The organism is bacterium (assembly GCA_040755795.1).
Lineage (GTDB): Bacteria > UBA9089 > CG2-30-40-21 > CG2-30-40-21 > SBAY01 > JBFLXS01.
Genome location: JBFLXS010000153.1, coordinates 8156 through 8664, shown reverse-complemented (window position 1 = coordinate 8664; position 509 = coordinate 8156). Strand labels below are relative to the sequence as shown.

General features: G+C 34.4%; 2 protein-coding genes. Both read left to right on the top strand.

The window, feature by feature from the left end:
• Nucleotides 1-296: hypothetical protein (locus AB1414_10840; GenBank protein ID MEW6607927.1), on the top strand; the 296-nt coding region annotated here is incomplete at its 5' end.
• Nucleotides 297-312: 16 nt separating this feature from the next.
• A partial coding sequence (locus AB1414_10835) for a hypothetical protein (GenBank protein ID MEW6607926.1) occupies nucleotides 313-509 on the top strand: 197 nt, incomplete at its 3' end.

Genomic DNA, 509 nt, shown 5'->3' with positions numbered 1-509 from the left:
TCTCTATAGAAGAATTGTCGGCAATAAAGTCAGAGAAACAAAGTTTAAAGGGTGCAAAAAAGAAGGAATGTGGACAAGCCCAGGAAGAATATGAATCACCTAAGGTTTTATCTCCAGAAGAATTGTCGGCAATAAAGTCAGAGAAACAAAGTTTAAAGGGTGCAAAAAAGAAGGAATGTGGACAAACCCAGGAAGAATATGAATCACCTAAGGTTTTATCTCCAGAAGAATTGTCAGCAATAAAGTTAGAAAAACAAAGGCTAAAAGAAGAGAAAAAGATGGAATCTTCAAAGTAGGAACTTAGAGAATATAATGAATCACAATAAGATTATCACAAAGTTAATTTTAAAAGGATTAATAATTTGTTCTTTAGTGAGTGGATGGAGTGTAAATGCTACCTGTCAAGATCCTCCACCTTCAGCACCAACAGGTTTAAAAGCAACGGCAGGTAATAATCAGGTTACATTAAATTGGAATGCAAATACAGAGTCTGATTGTGATGGTTATTA